General features: G+C 70.8%; 18 protein-coding genes. 12 read left to right on the top strand and 6 right to left on the bottom strand.

The annotated features are described in order from the left end of the window. Positions 1-106: 106 nt before the first annotated feature. The 4 genes from OHT01_RS05650 (at position 107) to OHT01_RS05635 (ending at position 2,881) form a co-directional block, all read left to right on the top strand. Positions 107-736, top strand: coding sequence for a hypothetical protein (locus tag OHT01_RS05650; RefSeq protein WP_328552010.1), 630 nt, complete (start codon positions 107-109; stop codon positions 734-736). Between the two features lie 152 nt (positions 737-888). Further along, positions 889-1,833: a universal stress protein gene (locus tag OHT01_RS05645; protein ID WP_328552009.1), complete on the top strand. Its 945-nt coding sequence runs from the start codon at positions 889-891 to the stop codon at positions 1,831-1,833. Between the two features lie 23 nt (positions 1,834-1,856). Continuing rightward, on the top strand, positions 1,857-2,003 hold the full coding sequence (locus tag OHT01_RS05640) for a hypothetical protein (protein ID WP_328552008.1): 147 nt from the start codon (positions 1,857-1,859) through the stop codon (positions 2,001-2,003). Positions 2,004-2,008: 5 nt separating this feature from the next. After that, complete coding sequence (locus OHT01_RS05635) at positions 2,009-2,881, top strand: universal stress protein (protein ID WP_328552007.1); 873 nt, start codon at positions 2,009-2,011, stop codon at positions 2,879-2,881. A gap of 164 nt (positions 2,882-3,045) precedes the next feature. Here the strand turns inward: OHT01_RS05635 and OHT01_RS05630 are convergent, their stop codons facing one another. Further along, the gene (locus OHT01_RS05630; RefSeq protein WP_328552006.1) at positions 3,046-3,513 is read right to left on the bottom strand and encodes an Rv1733c family protein; all 468 of its coding nucleotides are present in this window, start codon (positions 3,511-3,513) and stop codon (positions 3,046-3,048) included. A 572-nt stretch (positions 3,514-4,085) separates the two neighbouring features. On the opposite strand from OHT01_RS05630, the gene OHT01_RS05625 reads away from it, so the two are divergent. Together OHT01_RS05625 and OHT01_RS05620 are read left to right on the top strand one after the other, a co-directional pair. Then, on the top strand, positions 4,086-4,760 hold the full coding sequence (locus OHT01_RS05625) for a helix-turn-helix domain-containing protein (RefSeq protein WP_328552005.1): 675 nt from the start codon (positions 4,086-4,088) through the stop codon (positions 4,758-4,760). Between the two features lie 212 nt (positions 4,761-4,972). Then, positions 4,973-5,803: a universal stress protein gene (locus OHT01_RS05620; RefSeq protein ID WP_328552004.1), complete on the top strand. Its 831-nt coding sequence runs from the start codon at positions 4,973-4,975 to the stop codon at positions 5,801-5,803. 91 nt (positions 5,804-5,894) lie between these two features. On the opposite strand, the gene OHT01_RS05615 is transcribed toward OHT01_RS05620, so the two are convergent. Next, entirely contained in the window at positions 5,895-7,730 is a 1,836-nt protein-coding gene (locus OHT01_RS05615; protein WP_328552003.1) for an oleate hydratase, read from the bottom strand. Between the two features lie 296 nt (positions 7,731-8,026). Here OHT01_RS05615 and OHT01_RS05610 point away from each other — a divergent pair, with 296 nt between their 5' ends. The 4 genes from OHT01_RS05610 to OHT01_RS05595 all read left to right on the top strand — a co-directional run bounded on the left by OHT01_RS05610 (position 8,027) and on the right by OHT01_RS05595 (position 11,646). After that, positions 8,027-9,748 (top strand): sensor histidine kinase, encoded by a 1,722-nt coding sequence (locus OHT01_RS05610; protein WP_328552002.1) that lies wholly within the window; start codon positions 8,027-8,029, stop codon positions 9,746-9,748. 142 nt (positions 9,749-9,890) lie between these two features. After that, complete coding sequence (locus OHT01_RS05605) at positions 9,891-10,625, top strand: CBS domain-containing protein (RefSeq protein ID WP_328552001.1); 735 nt, start codon at positions 9,891-9,893, stop codon at positions 10,623-10,625. Positions 10,626-10,669: 44 nt separating this feature from the next. Next, positions 10,670-11,236: an Rv1733c family protein gene (locus tag OHT01_RS05600; RefSeq protein ID WP_328552000.1), complete on the top strand. Its 567-nt coding sequence runs from the start codon at positions 10,670-10,672 to the stop codon at positions 11,234-11,236. A 203-nt stretch (positions 11,237-11,439) separates the two neighbouring features. Continuing rightward, positions 11,440-11,646, top strand: coding sequence for a DUF5988 family protein (locus OHT01_RS05595; RefSeq protein WP_328551999.1), 207 nt, complete (start codon positions 11,440-11,442; stop codon positions 11,644-11,646). 136 nt (positions 11,647-11,782) lie between these two features. On the opposite strand, the gene OHT01_RS05590 is transcribed toward OHT01_RS05595, so the two are convergent. Continuing rightward, entirely contained in the window at positions 11,783-12,301 is a 519-nt protein-coding gene (locus OHT01_RS05590; protein WP_328551998.1) for a DUF2231 domain-containing protein, read from the bottom strand. A 478-nt stretch (positions 12,302-12,779) separates the two neighbouring features. On the opposite strand from OHT01_RS05590, the gene mgtA reads away from it, so the two are divergent. Next, positions 12,780-15,440: a magnesium-translocating P-type ATPase gene (mgtA, locus tag OHT01_RS05585; RefSeq protein ID WP_328551997.1), complete on the top strand. Its 2,661-nt coding sequence runs from the start codon at positions 12,780-12,782 to the stop codon at positions 15,438-15,440. A gap of 222 nt (positions 15,441-15,662) precedes the next feature. Here mgtA and OHT01_RS05580 read toward each other — a convergent pair whose 3' ends face one another. The 3 genes from OHT01_RS05580 to OHT01_RS05570 form a co-directional block, all read right to left on the bottom strand. After that, positions 15,663-16,910, bottom strand: a complete 1,248-nt coding sequence (locus OHT01_RS05580; protein WP_328558034.1) for a ricin-type beta-trefoil lectin domain protein — start codon at positions 16,908-16,910, stop codon at positions 15,663-15,665. A 137-nt stretch (positions 16,911-17,047) separates the two neighbouring features. Beyond that, on the bottom strand, positions 17,048-17,716 hold the full coding sequence (locus tag OHT01_RS05575) for a VanZ family protein (protein ID WP_328551996.1): 669 nt from the start codon (positions 17,714-17,716) through the stop codon (positions 17,048-17,050). Positions 17,717-18,012: 296 nt separating this feature from the next. After that, the gene (locus OHT01_RS05570) at positions 18,013-18,663 is read right to left on the bottom strand and encodes a DUF4230 domain-containing protein (protein ID WP_328551995.1); all 651 of its coding nucleotides are present in this window, start codon (positions 18,661-18,663) and stop codon (positions 18,013-18,015) included. A 421-nt stretch (positions 18,664-19,084) separates the two neighbouring features. On the opposite strand from OHT01_RS05570, the gene OHT01_RS05565 reads away from it, so the two are divergent. Further along, positions 19,085-20,038 carry a ribose-phosphate diphosphokinase gene (locus OHT01_RS05565; RefSeq protein ID WP_328551994.1) on the top strand — a complete coding sequence of 318 codons (954 nt, stop codon included), beginning with the start codon at positions 19,085-19,087 and terminating at the stop codon, positions 20,036-20,038. Positions 20,039-20,074: the final 36 nt, after the last annotated feature.

Below are 20,074 nucleotides of genomic sequence, written 5' to 3'. Positions count from 1 at the left end.
TCGGCCCCCGGTCGCGGACCTTCGGCATCGGTCGCCGACCGGCGGACAGGGCCAGGGTGAGGGGTGTCAGACACCGACCCGACCGCCCTCGAAGGGAATCCCGACCATGGCCGTGCACGAGCAGCCTCACCGGAGCTCCGGCTTCCACCTGCCGTCGTTCCGCAGGAACCGGACCGCTCCCGCATCCGGGCCGGCCGTGTCGGCAGACGCCGCGACGCACTCAGCGCGTGCCTACGCCTTCGCGTCCCTGCGCCTGCTCACGGGGTTCGTCTTCCTGTGGGCCTTCCTCGACAAGACCTTCGGGTTCGGCTACGCCACGCCCTCCGGCAAGGGGTGGACCGACGGCGGCTCGCCGACGAAGGGCTTCCTCGGCTCCGTCGCCGCCGGGCCGATGGAGTCGGCCTTCCACTCCTGGGCCGGTGACCCGTGGGCCGACTGGCTGTTCATGCTCGGGCTCCTCGGTATCGGCCTCGCCCTGGTCGGCGGTGTCGCGCTGCGTATCGCCGCCGTCGCCGGCACCTCGATGATGGCGCTGATGTGGATCGCAGAGTGGCCGCCGGTCAAGCACCTCTCGGACGGCACGCCGAGCATGTCGACGAACCCGTTCGTCGACTACCACGTGATCTACGCCGTCGCCCTGATCGTCCTGGCCGCCGTCGCCGCCGGCGACACCCTTGGCGCGGGCAGGCTCTGGGCCGGGCTGCCCTTCGTCCGCGACCACAGCTGGCTGCGCTGAGGACCCACGCCGACGTGGACCGATCACCCGGTCCACCACGCCCCGCCGTGCGGGGAGCCGGGCGGCCCGGATTCGGGAGCCGCGGCCCCCGCACTGGGAACCCCTCGAAACCGACTCCGGAGTCCCGTCCCCAGCCCCAGGAGGCAGAGATCATGCTCCGCACCATCACCGTAGGTCTCGACGGCTCGCAGGAGAGCCGGGCCGCCGCCGAATGGGCGGCCCGGGAGGCGGAACTGCGCGGCCTGCCGCTGAAGATCGCGCACGTGTGGGAGCCGGTGCCGGAGCCCATGGTTCAGGCCCCGCTCCTGGGGGCCGAGACCCAGCGGCACCGGACCGGGCGAAGCGGGATGGGGGTACCCCCGGCCGGAGGCGGGGGGAGGATTCCCCAGGAGGCCGCGGAGGGGGTCCGGCTGCGTCACCCCGGCGTCGAGGTGCGCACGGAGCAGCTCTCCGGTCACCCGGGTGACGCACTGGCGGAGGTGGCGAAGAGCGCCGAACTGCTCGTCCTGGGCTCGCGCGGCCTCGGCGGGATCGGCGGGTTCATGGTCGGATCGGCCGGGCTGTCCGCCGTCGCTCAGGCGGACCGCCCGGTCGTGATGATCCGGGCACGGGAGACAGCCGCGGACGAGCACGAACTGGCCCCGGGGGGTGCTCCGTCCGTCGCTACGCCGTTCCGGCCCGTGGTTCTCGGACTCGACGTCGAGCACCCCGACGAGACGCTGATCGAGTTCGCGTTCGACGCCGCCAAGCGCCGTGCGACGTCCTTGCGGGTCGTCCACGGCTGGTACCCGCCGCCCTATTACGCGTACGGCACGCCCGTCAATCCCGCCCTGCACGAGGCGCTGTCCTTGAGCGCGTCCGAAGCCGTGGCCGAAGTGCTGGGCCCATGGCGGAAGAAGTTCCCGGACGTGGAGGCCGTCGAGGATTCCCGCTACGGCAGCGCGGCCGCACTCGTCGTGGACGCTTCGCGCGAGGCCTCGCTCGTCGTCGTGGGCCAGCGCATCCGGCGCAGCTCCCTCGGCGCCCACATCGGACACGTCACGCACTCCGTCCTGCATCACTCCACCGCCCCCGTCGCCGTCGTCCCGCACAGCTGACCGAGCCCGAGGAGAAGAGACCCATGAAGACAGTGGTCGTACGAGCGCCAGGTGAACCCCTGGCCATCCACGAGGCCCGCCCCGTCGCAACCGTCGACGACTCGACCGGCGAGGTGCCGCGCGTCGAGGGCGAGGCCCGGATCGTCCTCGTTCTCGGCGCGGGACGGTGAGACCGATGGCTCTCCCGATCGTCGTCGGCGTCGACGGATCCGAACCCAGCCTGCGAGCCGTCGACTGGGCGGCCGACGAGGCCGCCCTGCGCGGGGCACCACTGCGGCTGGTGTACGCCTCCCTCTGGGAGCGCTACGAGGGCGCCGCGCTCGCACAGGACCTCGCCAAGCCGTCCGAACAGGTCACGGCCGAGAGCATCGTACGGACCGCCGCACAGCGTGCCGGCTCGCGCCGGGCCGAGTTGAAGATCTCCACCGACGTACTGCCGGAGGAGCCCGAGTACGCGCTGGTCCGCGAGGGACGCGAGGCCGCCGCGCTGGTGCTCGGCACCCGCGGCCGCAGCGGCATCGTCGAGATGCTGCTCGGATCGGTCAGCCTGACGGTCGCCGCCCGTGCGGACTGCCCGGTGATCGTGCTCCGCGGCAGCCACGACAACCAGGCCCGCGCCCGGACGCACGGTCGCGTCGTCGTGGGCATCGGGGAGAGCACGACGGACTCCGCCGCCCTGAACTTCGCTGTTCAGGAGGCGAAGCTGCGCCACGCGCCCCTGGACGCCGTACGGGCTTGGCGGTGCCCGGCGCACGAGACCACCGACCACCCCCTGCTCGCCGGGGAACCCGCGCGCCTGCACGAGTTGCATGCCGGCGAGGTCCTGGAGAAGGCCCTGGAAGACGTACCCGCGGATGTGGACCTGCGCCGGCGCACGGTCGAGGGTCCGGCCCGCAGGGTCCTGCTGGACGCGTCCGACGCAGCCGACCTGTTGGTGGTCGGGGCGCGCCGCGACACGGGACACCTCGGGCTCCAACTGGGGCGTGTCGCCCACGGGGTGCTGCACCACGCCGCCTGTGCCGTCGCGGTCGTACCCGAGAAGGCGTGACAGTAGTACTGGAGAAGGCGTGACAGAGGCGGGCAACTGCTCAGAGGCCCGCACCGGGATCGGGAACGTATCTCGTCCCGCTCGCACATGTCTGTTCACCCGCGACGAGCCGGTGATCTTCGCCTGCCATGGCTCTCCCGGGCGCTCCTCCGGACGATCGAAGGTCAGGCAGGTGCGGACGCGGACGCGGCGCCCAGGAAGCCCGACTCGATCGCCGCATCGGTGGAGTTCAGGGGTGCGGCAGTGAGACGGCCGCGGCGGTCCTGCCAGACCGTTACCGTTGATCCGGCCGTGAGTCCGGTGTTCACCTGGGTCCGGCCGGTGCGGGTGGAGCCGTCGGACGCCGTCCAGCGCACGGCTGCCGCCTTGTGATCGGGGGTGCCACCGATCGTCGGAGTGCTGATGGGAACCGCGTTCAGGAGCGTGGCTCGGGCGGACTGCCGCTCGGCTCGCTGCTCTGCGAACATCTCGTACGCGCCATGAGCGGTCACCAGCGCGGCGACGGTACCGCCCACAGCGAAGACCGTCCACGCGGCCGGCACGATCCAGGCCTCGACGAGGTCATCGCGTCGTCGCAGTGGGTTGCCGCGCCACCGCCACAGCCGCTTCTTCGCGTACCTGACCCTGGGCATGGGCCCGCCTCCTCCTCGTCGTGACACTTCCGACGGTGACAGCCGAGGCCGTGCCGCGGCATGGGCCGAGCAGGTGTCACCGCAGGGCCGCTCGGGTCAACTCAACCGTCGGAAAGGGCCGTTCAGTCCAAGAGGTCGCGAGACCGCCGGAGCCCTGCCCGGGATTCCTGCCCCTGAGGGGAGCGGGACACGGCGCACGGGGCCGCAGGGGAGAACCCAGCCGTCCGACGGCTGCGCCTGTCGGGCCGCCTCCTCGCCGCCGGACCGACGGCAAGGGACGTTCGCGGAGTGATAGGGCCGGATGGCCCAAGCGGGCCGGGTGAATACTGGGCAATATGGATGTATCAGGCATCTCGGTACTCGGAAGACGGGCCTGTCGTGCTGCGCACGGACGCCGCCGACCGGCTGCCCACCGCGCCGCCGGTCACCCGCACCTCCCCCCGGAGCGCAGGGAGGAGGTCCGCGACGTCCTCGCCCGCACCGCCGGCACCGGAGCCCTCAAGGCGGTCTCGGCGAGCCGTCGCCCAAGGCGGTCGCCGATTCGGCGGCCCGACGAGAGGACGTGACGAGCCGTGACCGGACAGACGCAGACGAACGGGACGAAGGGTCTGCCCTCGGGTGACCTGGGCCGCCGAATCGCCGCCCGCCGGGCCCAACTCGGGCTGACGACAGAGGAGACGGCCGCCCGGGCGGGCATGGCCCCCAGCTACGTGACGCACCTGGAACGGCACCCTGACGCCGCGCCCGGCCGAAGCGCACTGCTCACGCTGGCGGCAGCCCTGCGGACCACGGTCTCGGAGCTCACCGGCGGTGACGCCGATGTGCCGTCCGGCCGTGAACAGGCCGGGCGCTCTCCCGAATTCACCGAGTTGAGCAGGGTCGAGTGTGCTGAGCTGCTGTCGACGCACGGTGTGGGAAGGGTCGCGGTGTCCACGGAGCTCGGACCGGTGATCGTTCCTGTCAACTACAGCGTCGTCGATGACACGATCGTCTTCAGAACCGCCCGCGGCGCCACGCCGTCGCTGGCGTCCGGCAGCCTGGTCGCCTTCGAGGTCGACCGTGTCGACGACACCTTCAGCCAGGGCTGGAGCGTGCTGGCGCGCGGGTACGCACGCGAGGTGACGGACACCGATGAAGAGCACCGGCTCGGGGAGCAGGCGTACAGCGCGCCGTGGCCCGGTGGCAGGCGCGACATGTGGGTGCGGATCGAACCGTATGCCCTCACCGGACGCCGCATCGTGGTCTGAACCGGGTCTCTCCCGGGAACTCTCAGGACCTCACCGCCCTCCCTCTTCCGGACCGAACGGCCCTTGAAACAAGGGCCGTTCGGCGTCTCCACGGGTTCTCCCGGCCGCTGCCCGAGGCGCCAACCCGCGAGGAGCATCGTTCGCGGAGGCCGCTGCGTTCGTCGAGCGTCGCTTCCGTCGATCGGTCGTCCAGGGAAGGGACGGGTGCAGCCATGACCTCGCATCACATAGTCGTCGGAGTGGACGGGTCTCTGATCTCCGTACGGGCCCTGGACTGGGCCGCCGCCGAGGCCGTCCGGCACGGCACCGGACTGCGCGTGCTGTACGCGGTTCCCGACCGCGACGAGGCCGCACCGGTCCTGAGCCATGCCGTGTCACGCACCCGTGCGCGGTATCCGGAACTGCCGGTGGAGGCCGTCGCGGCGGAGGGAGGGGTGGTGCGTTCGCTGGCGCGCGAGAGCGCGGACGCGGCCCTCATCGTCGTGGGAACACGCGGCTTGGGAGCGTTGACCGGTCCGACGCTCGGTTCCGTGAGTCTGAGGCTGGCCGCGCTCGCGCAAGGACCGCTCCTGGTCGTCCGCGGGGACCACCCGTGCGACGACGGGCAGGACGTGCTGCTCGGACTCGCGGACGACACGGACACGCACGCGGCGGCCTACGCTTTCCAAGAGGCCGAGCGGCGCGGTGCGAGGCTCAGTGTGCTGCATTCCTGGAGCCATCGGCACATCACCCCCGAGCTTCCCTCCCTTGTGCCGACGCCCGGTCCCGGCCAGGAACGGCCGGCCATCGAGGCCCTGGCGGAGGAGGCCGTACCCCGTTACGCCCTCACACAACTTCAGGACCGGTACCCCGGTGTCACGGTGGAGATCCGCGCGGTCCGCGCCGCTCCCGCGGCCGAACTGCTGGCGGCGACCCGGGAGGCTGCCGTGGTCGTCATCGGCGCGCACCGCCGCACGAGCGTGCTCGGGCCGCGCTTGGGTCCGGTCGCCCGCACCCTGCTGCACCGGGCGCACTGCCCGGTGGTCGTCGTACCCCATGGATGACTCACCGGCCGGCGGACAACGGGCGGTCCCGGTGGAGCTTCGCCGCGCCCGCCCACCCGTCTGCGCCGGAGCGCCCTCGTAGCTCCCTCGCCTATCGACGGTGCATGGTCTCCAGGGCGGCCGCCAGTACGTGGGGGTCGTGATGGCCCTTGTAGACCCGCGGCGGCTGCTTGTCCAGCTTCAGGAGCCGAGCCACCGCCGTCCAGGCGGTGCGTACGGAGTACTCGACGGTGAAGACGACGTCGTCGGGCACCTCGGCGAACTGCCCGATGAAGGCGAGGTTGACGGACCCCTTCGGGACCACTCGGGGCCGGTCGTCGCGGCGGCGGGCCAGGAACTGACTGGTGATGTACGGCATCACACAGGGCACGACGGTGGAGGTCTCCCGGATCCGGGCCGCCGTCCGCTCGTCGAACGGAAGGTGGTGCAGGACCTCGTCGAGGATCTCGCGGCCCGTGCACATGGTCATCGGTTTGGGCGTGTGGTTGCCCGCCCGGCCGGGGAAGAGGCCGTAGCCCCACCAGACCCCGACGTCCTCCGGCTGGTCACGGTAGACGGGCTGGCGGTTGGCGACGATGGTGAGCAGCCAGTTGGACCCGGTGAGGGTCATCAGTCCGCCTCTTCCGGTCGGCCGGCCGCTGAAATCTTCGAGTGCCTTCAGGAAGGCGGGGTCTTTGGCGGTGACCGTGAACGACTCCCAGCGGGATTCCTTGACGTGCTTGTCGAAGACGTCGGGGTCGCCGAAGTCGTCGCGGCCGCGGGCCAGTCGGTGCCACAGCAGCCAGGCGTCCGAGCGATGCGGAGCCGGCCGGGGCGCGGAGGTGTGCGAGCCGAGGCTGGAGGCATCGGTCATGGACCCGTTGGTGACCAGGACCAGGTCCTCGGGCGTGACGGTGACCGTTTCGTCGTTGCCGCCCCGGTTCAGGTGGATGGTCTCGACCGTGCCGCTCCTGACGCCAGGGGTGAAGCCGAGGTCGGTGACGTGGCAGCCGGTGTGCACGGTGACGCCGCGCTCGTGGAGCCAGGCGGTCAGGGGCCGGACGATGGAGTCGTACTGGTTGTAACGGGTCCGGTGGATGCCCGACATGGAGGCGAACTCGGAGAACAGGTGGACGAAGCGCCTCAGATAGCGGCGGAACTCGATCGCGCTGTGCCAGGGCTGGAAGGCGAACGTGGTGCACCACATGAACCAGAAGGCGGTGGTGAAGAAGTGTTCGCCGAAGCAGTCGGTGATCCGCTTGCCGTCCAGGTGCGCTTCGGGGGTGGCGAGGCAGCGGACCAGCTCCAGCCGGTCATGTTCGGAGAATCCCATCGAGGACGTGTCGACGATCCTGCCGTCCCCGTCGACGAGCCGGGCGATGTCGTCCCAGGCGAAGTCCTCATGTCCGGCCAGGATCTCCTCGGTCACCGACACGGCCGGGTCGTCGAGGCTGGGGATGCCGGACAGCAGGTCGTAGGTGCAGCGGAACTCGGCCTCGAACATGCGCCCGCCGCGCATCGTGTAGCCCGCGTCCGGTGTGCCGCCCGCGTCCAGGCTGCCGCCGAGGTTCCGTTGTTCCTCGAAGAGGTGGATCTCGGAACCCTTGAAGCCGCCGTCGCGGATCAGGAACGTCGCCGCGGCCAGGGCCGCGATCCCGCTGCCCACCAGATATGCCTTCGCCATCGCACAACTCCTCGTTCTCGCTGGTCGATCGGTACCGCGGCTCCAACGGTTTCCCGCCGCCGGACCTGTTTCTGTGGGCCGTTGGTCACCTCGCCGGTCCGGACGGCCCTCGGAGCCGGCACCGGCGAATCGTCCGCAGGCGGCGGTAGGCCCGGTCGGTGGACGGTGACCGACCGGACCTGTCGTGACGGAGGGATCACGCCGTGGGGGAGTCCTCCGCCGCGCCGCCGGGTTCCGCGGCGGAGGACGGCCGCTCGCTCGCACCGCGCCACGGCGGGGCCGCCGCCAGGTGTCCGTCGTCCCAGGACTGGGCAGCCTTCTCGGTCTGGCGGCCCCCCCGAGGCGTACGGGGCCTGGCCACGCCCGGCGCGGAGGCGTCCCCGCCGTCCGGCGGTGGCAGGGGCCGTCCAGCCCTTTCCCGGGACGTCCGGCCCTGGCGCCCGGATCCGGATACCGGCCCAGGTCGGGGCGGGCTACCGTGATGATGTCCCCTTGCGCGCGGAACCGGCGGAACCGTACGCCGGCCGGGACACACACACAGAGAGGCCGGGAGGAACAGCGTGGGAACCCCGGACGAGCTCCGCGGAGTACTGCCGCAACTGAAGTCCGACGAGCTGTTGGAGGAGCTGCAGGCCAGGCTGGACGTGGCCCGGAGCACGCGCGACCGGGTGCAGAGCCTGCTCGAAGCGGTCCTCGCCGTCGGCCGGGAACTGGACCTGGAACAGGCACTGCTCTCCATCGTCGAGGCGGCTGCGACGCTGGTCGACGCCCAGTACGCGGCGCTCGGTGTCATCGGACCCGACGGCACGAGCCTGTCGGCGTTCCACACCATCGGCCTCAGCGAACAGCAGATCTCCGACATCGGCTCTCTCCCGGAGGGGCACGGCATCCTCGGTGAGCTGATCCGCCATCCCGAGCCCCTGCGTCTGGAGAAGCTCTCGCAGCACTCGGCCTCATACGGCTTCCCGGCCGGCCATCCGCCGATGAACGGATTCCTGGGCGTTCCCATCCGCGTACGCGACGAGGTCTTCGGCAACCTGTATCTGACCGAGAAGCGCGGCGGGGCGCCGTTCGACGGGGAGGACGAGTCGTTGCTGTCCACGCTGGCCGTCGCAGCCGGCGTGGCGATCGACAACGCCCGCCTGTACGAGGACTCCCGACTCCGCGAACGCTGGCTGAAGGCCAACGCGGAGATCAGTCACCGCCTGATGTCCGGCAGCGAACGCGCCGAGACGCTGAACCTGATCGCCGAGCACGCCCGGGACATCTCCTGCTCGGCCCTGGCGGCGGTCGCGATGCCCGTCGGGGGCGGCAGGTCGCTCAGCGTGGAGATCGCCGTCGGAGTGGACGCGGAGGAGCACCGGGGACTGGTGCTGCCGCTGAAGGAAACCCTGGTGGGACTGGCGTTCTCCACCGCCGCCCCCGTCAACAGCGACGACGTCACCCAGGACGAGCGGATCTCCCCGGAACCGCCGCGCTTCCAAGGGCTGGGCCCAGCGGTGGCGGTCCCCATCGGCACCGGCGCCGGTGACGTACGAGGAGTGGTGCTGCTGGCCCGTGAGTCCGGTCAACCGGTCTTCTCCGGCAGGGAGACCGGGATGCTGCAGGGATTCGCCGTGCAGGCCGCGATCGCGATGGAACTGGCCGAACGGAGGCAGGACGCCGAGCGGATCGCCGTGCTCCAGGACCGCGACCGGATCGCCCGTGACCTGCACGACCTGGCCATCCAACGACTCTTCGCCACCGGGATGACGCTGCAGAGCGCGGGCCGGTTCATCACCCACCCCGAGGCGTCCGAGCGGGTGCTGCGGGCTGTGGACGACCTGGACGAGACCATCAAGATCATCAGGTCGGCCATCTTCGGCCTCCGGACCCGTGAGGACGACGCGACCGGCGGCGGACTGCGGGCCGAGGTCGCCAGGGCGGCCGACGAGGCCAGGCCGGGACTGGGCTTCGCGCCCAGCGTGCGCATGGAGGGTCTGCTCGACACCGACGTGCCGCGCGAGATCGCCGGCCATGTCCTGGCCGTGCTCGTCGAGGCTCTGACCAACATCGCCCGGCACGCCCACGCCGGCCGGGCCGACGTGGTGCTGACGACCGACGGCCGTGAGCTGCGTCTCAAGGTCTCCGACGACGGCGTGGGCATTCCGGCGGACGGCCGCCGCAGCGGACTGCGCAACATGGCCGAGCGGGCCGAGCAGCTCGGCGGGCGTCTGGAGGTCTCCGGTTCCGGCACCGGTGGTGCCGTGGTCGACTGGCAGGTCCCGTTGCCGGTGAAGTAGGCAGTGCCCGAAGGTACGGGGCCGGAGTCCGGCTCGGGGGCCGAAGGGGTACGTTTCGGCCCGCTCGGCCCATGACGCGGACCGTCCCGAGGCCCCAGGCTGAAGGTGTCTCGTGACGGTGGCCGAGCCTTTGGAGGATGCCATGAGCGGCACTCCGACCTTCGTGAACGACGTGATGGCCGAGCGGGTCGTCGGCCTCCGTGCTGGAGCCGCCTTCAAGGACATCGTGAAGGCCATGCACGAATGGCAGGTCGGCGCACTCCCCGTGCTGGACGACTCCGGAGTGGTCATCGGCGTCGTCTCCGAGGCCGATCTGCTGCCCAAGGAGCAGTACAGCGACCGCGACATCGGTCGGTACGGCCAGGTGGAGCACCTATCCGAGCTCCGCAAGGCCGATGCGGTGACCGCGGGCGCACTCATGACCGCCCCGGCCGTCACCGTGGCGCCCGGGACCACCCTCGCCCACGCCGCCCGCGTCATGGCCCGCAACCGGGTCGGGCGGCTGCCGGTCGTCGGCCGCGACGGCACCCTGAAGGGCATCGTCAGCCGCTCCGACCTGCTGAAGGTCTTCCTGCGGCAGGACAAGGACATCGCCGAGGAGGTGCGCCGGCAGGTTGTCCCACGGCTCTTCGGTACGCGCACCTCGACGATCCGGGTCGAGGTGCGCGACGGTGTCGTCACGCTCTCCGGCCGGGTCCACGAGACCGCCCTCATCCCGCCGGCCGCCCGGCTTGCCCGGGAGGTGCCGGGAGTGGTCGACGTGCGATGCGCGCCGGCCGGGCCGCCCAGACACCCGAACCTCGACCCCGACCTTCCCGAAGCCGACCACCCGGCACGGAGTGAGGCGGAGCCGTCGGTACGGCGCGGGGGGCGGTGACGATGCCACGGACACCCTCCGGCAAGAGGGGCGGGAGGACCATCGTGGGGACGTGGCGCTGGCGCAGTAACCCGCTGCGTCGGCACAGCGACGTCATCGAGGCCTGGATCGTGCTCGTCACCGGGACGCTGGCGGTCGTCCTCGGAGTTCTCGCGGGCGTGGTGGCGGCTCAGGCGGTCGGCACCGGCCTGTCGGCACAGGCGGCCCGGGTGCACGCCGTGCCCGCCGTCCTCACCGTCGCCGCACCGAGTGCCCCCACCGCCGTCGGGGGGAGTGGCCAACGGGTGTGGGCCGCCGTGCGATGGACCACCCCGGACGGAACGGTCCACGCCGGCAAGGCCAAGGTCTTGCCGGGGGCCCCGGTCGGCACGCGTGTCACGGTGTGGACGGACCGGACGGACCATGTGGTGCCGGCGCCGGTGACCGGTACGGAGGCGACGCTGGAGGCGGCCCTGACCGGCGCCCTCGTCGCTTCCTCGGCCGGTGCCGCGGTCTGGGCCGCGGGACGGTTGGCCCGAACGCGACTGGATCGGCGGCGCATGGCCGAATGGGACGCGGAGTGGCGGCAGGTCGGCCCCCAGTGGGGGAACCTGAGCGGAGGAAGGGACTGACCGCCGAGCCCGTGCGGCCGCCGGCGCATCGCGGCAGGCCGCACCGGGCCGGGACTTCCCGTTCCACAGGGCCGATGACCCCGATCGAGGTGAAGACCGGTCCCACGGCGGCAAGCCCGGTCGGCATCCCCCACGCGAACGGCCGGAGTACACCTCGGCGCGTCGCGGGGTCGGGCTCCGGCAGGGGCAGAGAGGATCGGGTCATGACCGACGCGACAACAGCAGTTCTTGAGGGCGGCCCTGACGATCTTCCTGAGCGGATCGTCTCGGTTCCGGCGCCCGGCCCCGACATCAAAGTGGCGTTCCGTGGAGGGTACGAGCACTTCCGGGCCACGACGCGTCAGCAGGAGACCGAGCAGGGCCAGTTGCCCGTCTACGAGTGGTGGGAGCGCACGGAGCTCCCGGGGTAGGCGGCCGCACGGAGCCTGCGATCGAACGGGCGTCGTCACGACGTAGTGCACTGCGCGCCCGGCCCCGGCCCCGGCCGCCGTCACGGCAACGGGCCCGGATCGTGTCCGGGACGGGGCCCGACACCGGTCTCGTCCGTCAGCCGTTTCCGCGCTGCGTGGCCGTCTTCGAGTAGTTGTCGTGCCAGGCGGCCTTGGCGCCCGAGTCGCCGATCCGGTAGACGTCCACCACGGCGCCGACCGCGACGACGACCGAAAGGACCGCTATCGCGCCCCGGACCAGTACCGGGAGAGCCCGTGAGGCGCCCGACGTGCCGTCCGCCGCGGGCGCCGAGCGGCGGGCCGTCCACCAGACGACGGCCGAGACCGCGAAGAGGCCGAGCGCCCACGGCAGCAGTCCGTCGCCGAGTTCGGCGTGCTTGCGCACCAGGGGGTCGCTGCCGACGTGCCGTTCCAGCCACTCACCGGCGTGCGTGGACAACGGCACGGTCGCCAACGTCACGAGCGTGAGGGCGGGCAGGATCAGACCGAGCCGCCGGGCTGCGCCGGGCCACACCGCGCACGCTATGAGTGCCAGGGCGCTCAGAGGCACGAGCACGATGACGAAGTGCACGAACAAGATGTGTGCGGGCAGTCCGTTGACGATCGTGAGACTCATGTGGGCTTTCTCCATGGGGTGGTCGGACCGGAAGCGCGTACTGGATCTTCGGAGGAACCCGCGCACCTTTTCACAGGGACTTCTCAGTTCTCTCTGAGCTTCACCTCGATCACTGCGTATCGGGGTTCGGGCGGCCCGGCGCGGGGAGCGATCCTCAGGGTGGCCGTCCAGCCCGAGGGCGCCGCCGCCCGTGTCACGCGCAGGCCTGGCCGCGCAAGGGCCTGTCGTACCCCAGTTCGTTCCTCTTGGCTCATGTGCCTTGATTCCCGCCGGAGTTGACTGGAGGCGAAAGGCGACAACGGCGCGCGGGGGAGCGGGGAGCAGTGGGTACGAGTCACCTGCCGGAGTTCTGGACGATGTCCGCGGAGGACCCGGCGAGACCCGGAGCCGCGATGTGCCTGATCAGGAAGTTTCGCCGGGATGGCGGAAGCGGCACGTGCCCGCAGCACCGTTCCCCCGACTCCGGAGGCGGAGCAAGGTGAGTGTCATTACTCCGGCGCAGCCGCCGGCGCCCGCGCAGGGGGTGATGTCCGCCGCGGTTCTTCCGGCGGACGAAGTCCTTCGTACGCTCGACGTCGTCGCGGGGGAAGGCCTGGGCGGCGCGGAGGTTCTGCGACGCCAGGCGGAGTTCGGCCCCAACGCGGTGGCAACCCATCGTGCCCGGGGGTTCCCCGTCCTGTGGCATCAGCTCCGCTCACCGCTGCTCGGACTGCTGGCGGCAGCCGCAGTCGTGTCGTTCCTGGTGGGAGAGCGAAGCGACGCGGTGATCATCGGGCTGATCGTGAGCGCGTCGGTGGGACTGGGATTCGTCAACGAATACCGGGCCGAAAGGGCGGCCGAGGCGCTGCACTCCCAGATCCGCCATCAGGCCGTGGCCTTGCGCGACGGCAAGGCCCTGCTCGTCGATGTCACGGCGCTGGTCCCCGGTGACGTGGTGGAACTGCGGCTGGGTGACATCGTGCCGGCCGATCTGCGGCTGATCGCGGTCACCGGTCTGGAGTGCGACGAGTCGGTGCTGACCGGAGAGTCGCTTCCGGTGGACAAGGGTCTCGCGGCGGTCGCGGCCGGGACTCCGCTCGCGGAATTGTCCGGTTGCGCCCTGATGGGTACGGTCGTTCGTACCGGGGCCGCCCATGGCGTCGTGGTGGCCACCGGAGCACGTACGGAATTCGGCAAGATCGCCGCCGGGCTCGACACCCATCCGCTCGACACCGAGTTCCAGGTCGGCCTGCGACGCTTCTCCATGCTGCTGGTCTGCGTCGCGGGCGCGTTGACGACCTCGATCTTCGTGATCAACGTAGCCCTGCACAAGCCGATCATCGACGCGCTGCTGTTCTCGCTGGCCATCGCGGTGGGCATCACCCCGCAGCTTCTGCCCGCGGTCGTATCGACCAGTCTGGCCGCGGGTTCGCGGCGGATGAGCCGGCGCAAGGTCCTGGTCAAGCGGCTGGTGTGCATCGAGGACCTGGGCGATGTCGATGTCCTGTTCACCGACAAGACCGGCACGCTCACCACGGGCCGGATCGAGTACATGCGCGCCGTGCCCGCCGGTGGCCACCACGCCGGGGCGGTGGTGCGCTGGGGACTGCTCGCCACGGAGAACGAGGCGCGCGACGCGCGGGACGTCGGAGGCAACCCGCTGGACCAGGCACTCTGGCGATCCCCGGCCACGGCCGGTGAGCGGGCCGGCCTGGACGGGTTCACGCAGGTCTCGGTGCTGCCGTTCGATCATGGACGACGCATGGTGTCCGTTCTGCTGCGGGACGGCGACGGCCGTCTCCGCCTGGTCACCAAGGGCGCTCCGGAGACGGTCCTGGACCGCTGCCTCGACGTCCCGCCCGCGGCACGTGACGCACTGGCGGTCGAGTTCTCGGCGGGCAACCGGGTGGTCGCGGTCGCCACCCGGTCCGATGTCACCGCAACGCAGGGTGTCGGGCCCGAGGACGAACGGGGGCTGACCCTTGTCGGCCTGCTGGTGTTCATGGATCCGCCCAAGCCGGATGCCGCCATGGCGCTGCGCAGGCTGTCCGGGCTCGGCGTCGCGGTGAAGGTCGTCACCGGCGACAACGCCGCGGTCGCCGCGAAGGTCTGCCACGACCTGGGTCTGCCCGACGCGGGAGTGATGACCGGCGGCGAGGTCGACGCCCTGGACGACGGACGACTGGCCGAGGCGATCGCCGGCACCACGGTGTTCGCGCGGGTGAGTCCCGAGGCCAAGGCACGCATCGTGCACGCACAACGGCTCAGCCGCGGGGGCGTCGCGTTCCTGGGCGACGGGGTGAACGACGCCCTCGCCCTGCATGCCGCCGACGTGGGCATCTCCGTCGACTCGGCCACCGATGTCGCCAAGGACGCGGCCGACGTCATCCTGCTGGAGAAGGACCTGAACGTCCTCGCCGACGGGGTGAGCGAGGGCCGGAGGATCTTCGCCAACACCATCAAGTACGTGCTGATGGGTACGTCGAGCAACTTCGGCAACATGGCCTCGGCCGCGGGAGCCTCGCTCTTCCTGTCGTTCCTGCCGATGCTCCCGTCACAGATCCTTCTGAACAACCTGCTCTACGACAGCAGCCAGTTGGCCATCCCGACGGACAACGTGGACGAGGAGCAACTGCGGAAGCCCTCGCACTGGGACATCGCCTTCATCCGCCGATTCATGATCGCCTTCGGCCCGCTCAGCTCGGTGTTCGACTTCGTCACCTTCGGCGTCATGCTCTGGGTCTTCCACTCCGGGCCGGCCCAGTTCCGGACCGGGTGGTTCGTGGAATCGCTGGCCACGCAGACGCTGGTGATCTTCGCCATCCGAACGCGCCGCATCCCGTTCTTCCGCAGCCACCCCAGCCTGCCGCTGACACTGGCGGCGCTGGGCGTCGTCACGGTCGGTGCGCTGCTGCCGGCCATGCCGTTCGCCCATACGCTGGGCTTCCAACCGCTTCCCATGGCGTTCTTCGCCACCCTGGTCGGCATGATCGTCGCCTACCTGGCCCTCATCGAGGTCGGCAAGCGGCTGTTCTACGGCGCCGCGGCCACCACCTCGCCGCCCCCCGGGCACTACGCGGGCCACCGGCACCTGCGGCGCCGCGCGTCCCGCTTCAGCACGGCCGCGCCCCTCTCCACACCGGCCGATGACGCGCGGTGACGCGACGTTTCCGGGTTCGACCCGCTCCCGTCGGTCGCCGTCGGCTGCCGGGCCGAAGCTCCTGGCGGACACGGGCGATCTCGGTCGAGAACCCGTCCACCAGGAGCTTCGTCGTTCCGTACAGCCCGTGCTCACCAACACCCCGGCGTCACAGCCGGGTCGGAGATCGCTCAGCGGATAGGGGACACCTCAGGTGCGAACGCGCATCGCCCGCGCTGTCCCTCAGCCCACCGTCCACTTCTGGTTGGCTCCGCCGGAACACGTCCAGATCTGCAGTCGTGTGCCGTTGGCCGAGTTGTTGCCGGTGACGTCGAGACACTTGTCGGCCTGCGGGTTCACGATGTCGTGAGCCGCGGTGACGGTCCATTTCTGGTTGGGTCCGCCGTTGCAGTCCCACAGTTGGACCGTCGTGCCGTCCGCCCTACCGTTGCCGGTGACGTCCAGGCACTTGCCGAGCGCGCGGATCGTGCCGTCCGAGGACACGGTCCACTGCTGGGCGCCGGTCCCGTTGCAGTCGTAGAGCTGTACGGGGGTGCCGTTGGCCGAGTTGGCGGCGGCGACGTCCGCGCACTTGCCCGCGAGGCCCTTGATCGGACCGCTGGTGCCGCCCGCACTGTCGCTCGTCGTCACCTTGACCTCGTCGACGACGAGTTGCTGCGGGAAGGCGGTGGAGCCGTCGGGGTCACCGGGCCAGTATCCGCCGACCGCGAGGTTCAGGATCAGGAAGAACGGCTTGTTGAACACCCAGGTGTTGCCGCCCACATCGGCGGGCGTCCGCCGCTCGTAGACCGTGCCGTCCACCGACCAGGTGATCGAGTTCGGTGCCCAGTCGACCGCGAAGGTGTGGAAGGCGTCCGCGAAGGCCTGGCCGTTCGGCAGGGAGTACCCGGCGCCGATACCGGCGGACCCGGAGTAGCCGGGGCCATGGATCGTGCCGTGCACGGTGGACGGCTCGAAGCCGACGTTCTCCATGACGTCGATCTCACCGGAGTTCGGCCAGCCGACCTGCCCGATGTCGCCGCCGAGCATCCAGAACGCCGGCCACATGCCCTGCCCGCGCGGGATCTTCATCCGGGCCTCGACATGGCCGTACGCCGTGGTGAACTTCCCGGAGGTGTTCATCCGGGCCGAGGTGTACTGGCATGTGCCGTACCAGCACTGGTAGTTGGCCGGATTCTCCTTGCGGGCCGTGATCACCAGATGGCCCTGTCCGTCGAGCGCGGCGTTCTTGTTGCCCGACGTGTAGTACTCCCGCTCGTGGTTGTTGACGTTGTCGCCGGTCTCCATCTGCCACTTGGAGGAGTCGGCGGCCGAACCGGCGGGCCCGTCGAAGGTGTCGTCGAACGTCACGGACGCGGTGGCCGCCGCCGGACCCGCGTGAGCGGGAGCGACGACGGCCGAGGCGGAGGCGACGAGCGTGGCGGACAGCGCGGCGAAGAGACATCTTCGGAGCAGGCGCGAGGAGTCCATGACTCTCATTTCCGTACGGTCACCCGGGGGGAGGGTGCACCGACTGAGGTGGGGGGTGCATGCTTCGCCTCTTGATTTAAGGAGTGAGGTAACGGGGTGTCAATACTTTGGTCCGGACCAGCAGTTGAGGCAGCGGCTCAGGCGCGAAGACGTTTCCGGGGGTGCACCGCCCGGCCGAGCCGTCGTCCCAGGAGCAGGTAACCCACCAGCGCCCCGGTCGTGTTGAGGATGACGTCGTCGATGTCGAAGGAGCGTCCGGTGATGAGGGCTCCCTGGACGAGCTCGACCAGGAGCATCACCGCGGCGGTGAGCGCGAGGACGCGCAGCATGCCGCGGGTCTTCGGGAACACCACCGGCAGCAGCACGCCGAAGGGCACGCCGAGCACGATGTTCCCGCCGATCTGTTTGACGGCGTCGCGCAGCTCCGGCTGGTCGAGGTAGGCCTTCAGGGAGCGCCCGGGGTGAAGATTGTTGTGGATCAGGGCTGTCGACGCCGGTGAGGGCTCCAGCGTCAGCCGGGCCAGCGCCACCGCGAAGGCCACCATGGCGGCGAAGGCGATCAGCATGGCCAGTAGCCGCAACGGCAGGGCGAGGGACCTGGTCTCCGGCGCCGGCGTCGGCGCGGGCGGTGGCGTCCCGCGCCCGAAGATCCACCGCGACGTCGCCGTCTTCCCCCGCTCGTTCTTCGACGCCGGCTTGCTCCGTTCGGCCTTCGACGCGGACTTTCCGCGGTCCGATCCCGACTTCGGCGCCGGTTTCCGGCGACCGGCCTTCGCTGCACGTGCGCGCAACGCGGTGCGGACCATGAGACCCTCCCCTTTTCAACTGCTCTCTGGTGCAGCCCGCTTACCCCCGATGGGCCGGTGAATGCCCGGGGCTTCGGGGGTAGGGAGGACATCGCGCCATCGGGGCCGCCGTCCCGCCGGTCCGGCCCCGCGCCATCGGGGCCGCCGTCCCCCGTCCCGCCGGTCCGGCCCCGCGCCGGCGGACCGCCTCACCTCGGCCGAACCGGCGCTTCCCCGGGGTGTCCCGCTCCGGGCGCTGACGGAGGCGCCGGGGCGCGACCGTTCGCGCGCCCCGGCGCCTGCGGTACCGCCAGGACTCAGCCGCCGTAGGTGACCGTCACCTCCTTGAAGCCGAGTGAACGCAACAGGCCTTCGAGCATGCCGGTGGTGTTCGCCTCGGCCCGCGCGGTGAGTCGGCTGTCCCGTGCCGCCTTGCCGATGTGCTTGGCAGCGAGCCGTTGCACGGACCGTTCGTCGTTCGGGTTGTCCGAGAAGATGTCGCCGATCCGGTCGAGGAGACCGCGCTGCTTCGAGACGGCGTAGGAGTGGTCGGGGTCGAGAGCGGGCTTGCCCAGCGCCGCGTGCGGCAGACGGAGCGTGGCCGACGTGCGGTCCGCGTTGACCGTCACGTCCTTCTGGCCGAGGTGCCCGAGATCGACATAGGCGTCGACCGTGCCCGCCCCCACGTACAGCGTGCGGGTGCCGCGGATCGCGTCGGGCAGGTACTTCGCGTCCTTCTCCAGGTCCACGACCACCTGGAAGTTGCCCGACGCGGCGTCGTAACGGCTCATGTCCTGAATGGACTTGAGGAGTGCGGGGCCCGAATTGTCGCGGGTCTCCGTGCCGAACACATCGCGCAGCCCCGGCAGAACGGCCAGCCGCAGCCCGGCGAAGAGCACCACGAGCACCAGCACGAAGGCGCAGACCACCTTCGCCCAGCCGGGCATGCGTTTGATGGACGTCGTCATGTCGACGGTCCTCCTTTCAACTGTCCGTGTACCCCCCAAGCCCCTTGGCAGGCAGCCCGGTTGGCGGACGGATTCCTCCGCCCGGCGACCGGAGGAACGGAGGGGCCGGAGGACCTCGGGACCGGAGTGCGGCCCGACGGGCGGTGGGTGGGCAAGGGAGCGGGGTGGGCCGGGCGGTCCCGGGCGCCGGGTCGCGGGCGCCGTGCCCGGTGCGCCGGGGTGTACGTCGTCACGGACCGGGCGGCCGGGTGCGGCCGGCCGACGGTGTGTCCCGGACCGGCCCGGCATCCCCCGACCGGATCGGCAACCGGAATTCCCCCCGGTCGAAGGCCCGAAAGGTGCCCAGTAGCATGAGATACGCACTCCGGGACGATCTTGCCAACTGGCGACACAACCCGGTTCGATCATGCGAGGAGCGGTCGTGCGTGACATCGCCGTGTTCAGCGGTAGTGCCCATCCCGAGCTCGCGGCCGAGCTCTGCGCGCACCTCGGTGTGCCCCTCAGTCCGACCCGGGTCAGCCGGTTCGCCAATGACTGCCTGGAGGTGCAGCTCCAGGCCAACTGCCGCGAGCGTGATGTCTTCCTGGTGCAGCCGCTGGTCACTCCGGTGCAGGAGCATCTCGTCGAGCTGCTGATGATGTGCGACGCGGCGCGCGGCGCCTCCGCCGGGCGGATCACCGTGGTCATGCCCCACTATTCGTACGCCCGTTCGGATAAGAAGGACATGCCGCGGATCTCCATGGGCGGCCGGCTCGTGGCGGATCTGCTGGTGGCGGCCGGTGCGAGCAGGGTCCTGGCGATGACCCTGCACTCCCCGCAGGTGCACGGCTTCTTCTCGGTGCCGGTCGACCATCTGCACGCCCTGCGGGAACTGGCCGCGCACTTCCGGAGCAACGACCTGTCGCGTACCACGGTGGTCTCGCCCGATCTCGGCAACGCCAAGGAGGCCGCCGCGTTCGCGCGGCTGATCGGGGCCCAGGTGGCCGCCGGTGCCAAGCAGCGGTTCGCCGACGACCGGGTGAGCATCAGCTCCGTCATCGGTGAGATCTCCGGACGCGATGTCATCGTGCTGGACGACGAGATCGCCAAGGGCAGCACGGTCCTCGAACTCCTGGAGCGGCTGCGCGAGTTGGGGCCGAGGTCGATCCGGGTCGCCTGTACCCACGGACTGTTCGCGGCGGGTGCGCTCAAGCGGCTCAGCGAGCAGCCCGACGTACTGGAGATCGTCTGCACGAACACCGTGCCGATACCGGCGGAGGAGTACACCGAGAAGCTGAGCGTGCTGTCCATCGCCCCGGCGCTCGCCGAGGCGGTGCGGCGCATTCACAACGGTGAGTCCGTCAGCGCCCTGTTCGACGCGCCACGGAACGAATAGACAGGAGGGAGCGGAACTTCCCTCCTACCGCCCGGT

The sequence above is a fragment of the Streptomyces sp. NBC_00358 genome (assembly GCF_036099295.1).
Taxonomy (GTDB): domain Bacteria; phylum Actinomycetota; class Actinomycetes; order Streptomycetales; family Streptomycetaceae; genus Streptomyces.
This window is presented reverse-complemented; position numbering and strand designations above follow the sequence as displayed.

Bases quoted from the DNA above. Each gene is read 5' to 3' on its own strand.
- OHT01_RS05645 (WP_328552009.1), top strand. From the start codon at position 889: ATGCTCCGCACCATCACCGTAGGTCTCGACGGCTCGCAGGAGAGCCGG.
- OHT01_RS05640 (WP_328552008.1), top strand. From the start codon at position 1,857: ATGAAGACAGTGGTCGTACGAGCGCCAGGTGAACCCCTGGCCATCCAC.
- OHT01_RS05580 (WP_328558034.1), bottom strand. From the start codon at position 16,910: ATGGACTCCTCGCGCCTGCTCCGAAGATGTCTCTTCGCCGCGCTGTCC.
- OHT01_RS05570 (WP_328551995.1), bottom strand. From the start codon at position 18,663: ATGACGACGTCCATCAAACGCATGCCCGGCTGGGCGAAGGTGGTCTGC.
- OHT01_RS05595 (WP_328551999.1), top strand. From the start codon at position 11,440: ATGACCGACGCGACAACAGCAGTTCTTGAGGGCGGCCCTGACGATCTT.
- OHT01_RS05605 (WP_328552001.1), top strand. From the start codon at position 9,891: ATGAGCGGCACTCCGACCTTCGTGAACGACGTGATGGCCGAGCGGGTC.
- OHT01_RS05575 (WP_328551996.1), bottom strand. From the start codon at position 17,716: ATGGTCCGCACCGCGTTGCGCGCACGTGCAGCGAAGGCCGGTCGCCGG.
- OHT01_RS05630 (WP_328552006.1), bottom strand. From the start codon at position 3,513: ATGCCCAGGGTCAGGTACGCGAAGAAGCGGCTGTGGCGGTGGCGCGGC.
- OHT01_RS05620 (WP_328552004.1), top strand. From the start codon at position 4,973: ATGACCTCGCATCACATAGTCGTCGGAGTGGACGGGTCTCTGATCTCC.
- OHT01_RS05590 (WP_328551998.1), bottom strand. From the start codon at position 12,301: ATGAGTCTCACGATCGTCAACGGACTGCCCGCACACATCTTGTTCGTG.
- OHT01_RS05635 (WP_328552007.1), top strand. From the start codon at position 2,009: ATGGCTCTCCCGATCGTCGTCGGCGTCGACGGATCCGAACCCAGCCTG.
- OHT01_RS05650 (WP_328552010.1), top strand. From the start codon at position 107: ATGGCCGTGCACGAGCAGCCTCACCGGAGCTCCGGCTTCCACCTGCCG.